At 55.4% G+C, this 2,267-nt stretch carries 2 protein-coding genes; both read right to left on the bottom strand.

Going from position 1 to position 2,267, the window contains the following annotated elements:
• Positions 1-14 precede the first annotated feature (14 nt).
• Positions 15-845, bottom strand: coding sequence for a hypothetical protein (locus ACFWPJ_RS30790; protein ID WP_378856723.1), 831 nt, complete (start codon positions 843-845; stop codon positions 15-17).
• 280 nt (positions 846-1,125) lie between these two features.
• Positions 1,126-1,929: a hypothetical protein gene (locus ACFWPJ_RS30785; protein ID WP_378856721.1), complete on the bottom strand. Its 804-nt coding sequence runs from the start codon at positions 1,927-1,929 to the stop codon at positions 1,126-1,128.
• Between the last annotated feature and the right edge of the window lie 338 nt (positions 1,930-2,267).

Below are 2,267 nucleotides of genomic sequence, written 5' to 3'. Positions count from 1 at the left end.
GTGATGTAGTAGACCTAGTCAATTCTCTCGGTCAGGACAGCCCGGCTCTTACGGGACCAGTCGATGACGGCCAGCCGTGTGCTCTCACCAGGGGCGAGCGCGGCACTGTGTAGAAGTTGTCCAAGTGTGACTCCGTGTGCATACCAAGACTGGTTGAAGGTGAGCAGGGCGCCGTATGCCACCCGTTGGAACCCGCTATCGCCCTTAGCTAGTTTGGCCAGATCTATCGGCGCGAAGGCTGGGGTCTCGACGTTGATGTACGAATCCTTATCGCCCACTCTGATCTCATCCAGCAACAATGTCGAGTATTGAACACGTTCCGTTGGAAACTCGCCAGTCTTGGGCAAAAGGTCCGATGGCAATTCTGGGTCGAATTCCGTGATGCTCTCCGGAAAATAGACTGCATTCATCAATCGACGTGCGGAGATATAGGGGGGGTAGAATGCCAGATCGCGCACAGTAGTCACGTCCAGCGCCGACTCGATAAACCCGGCGTCTGCAGCGGGTATCATCTCGAGGATGTTGATCGGAAGGTATTGTAGATCAGCTACTCTCTTCCCTGCAGCGGCGTCGCCCTTAACCATATCGGCGGGTGGTATGCCATGTTGAAACAACGGATTTCCCGGATTCGTCCCCGCTCTAACCAGCTTGGTCGCGATATCAAAGGTGGCCGAGGTTGCGAGGTCGAAGACAGTAGTAATCTCAAGTTTCGAGAGTGCGTCCTGTGCGTCAGTATCGACACCGAGCAAAGCCCCGACCTCGCTGTGCAGCAGTTCCCGGAGTGGCACCGATCTGAAATTGGTCCTGACCGCATCTACTGGGTCATTTTCCGTCGACTCAGGCATGATCTACACTCCGTAGAATAATATGCAACTGGGGCACGACTTGCGTGAAGCGGTTGAAATCTCGCAATTGGGTACGTGATGCCGGATCTTGCTGGTTTGTCGTCGGTCGAAATGCTTGATAACGCCTGCCCGGGTGCCGACTCGGACGGCGATTGACAACGTCGGCGCCGCCTGCTTCGATGGAGTATCGGCCATATCGTCCCTCAAGAGTGTTGCCATGTATCCCGGCGCTCGAGAGCGTTTTCCTGCTCTTCGCTTGACAAAGGTAGCCCTTCGGCGTTTACAGAGTCAGAGCGTCGCGGGATGCCTTCCAGCTGTAGGTCAGCTGAATCAATTGCTCAAGATCCTCAGTCGCCGTTAGGTCAGCATCCAGCACGCTGTCGATTGTACCGGCTCCTAAGAACCCGATACGCTGGATCACGATAAACTGACTTTGCGAGACGATTCCTGCGCCGGTCTGTAGAGCGGTCGTCACTGCCTCGATCACTTGGGCGCCGGCGCTGTCGAATGTTCCACCCACAGGCCAATTTATCTGGGAAGCTGGTGTTCTACCAAATACGCCACAAACGGTCTGGTCAAGCAGGACTACAACCGCAGCATCAAATATGCTTCTAGTCTGTTGATTTCCGAGGCGAACTACACTGTTTTCCACAAGTGTCCCTAGGTACGAGCGAAATGTGACGGCGGCGTCGCTGACCGCTTGTCGTAAATTTTCTTCTCCAGTGCTAAAGACGCGGTTCGTGAAGTCGTTTGCCCGGTCCCTCAGCGCTGCGGCGTCAGCGTGAAACTGGCCCGCTTGATCTGCACGCTCCCCGTCCGACCCGCCGATCAGTGGTTCGAATATTCTTTCGCGTTTAGTCAGGTCTGGGTGTCCGGGATCGGCACCCGATAAATACCACAAGTTCTGCAGGATTGTCGCCGTCGGCTCGCTTACACGGCTATACTGGCGCGGCCTACTAACAAAGTCGGAGGCGATGCCCTGCGCGGCCTCAATAACACAGTCGAGTGCCCACCGCTCGTACATGGTGGAGATCGTGTGTTTGCACCCCGAATTGATAGTTGTTGTCTTGTTTGATTCCGACATTTCCGGTCCTTCGAGAGTAAAAAGCGGTGTACGGGATTGTGCTTGAATCGGCCGTCATAGGCTCAGCTTGAGGTGTCGTCAATATGATCCACGAATATTCGGCCCTCGGATCGAGAGGATGCTCGCTGGCGTCGATCGCAATATGGTCTCACAGCAGTGGACGAGCCGGGAGCAATGTCAACAATCGCCTGCCCGCGACTGTTGGAAGCGTTCCGGATCCCTAATATCCCACCATTTCAGAGAAGCTTCGCCTGACTCATGCCACAGCTCTAGTGTGACCTTTCCGCCGGTCCTTGCCAAGTGGCATTCTGGATCGACCCGGTCGCGCGAGTTCGGTG

This window comes from Nocardia sp. NPDC058497 (assembly GCF_042720195.1).
Taxonomy (GTDB): domain Bacteria; phylum Actinomycetota; class Actinomycetes; order Mycobacteriales; family Mycobacteriaceae; genus Nocardia.
This window is presented reverse-complemented; position numbering and strand designations above follow the sequence as displayed.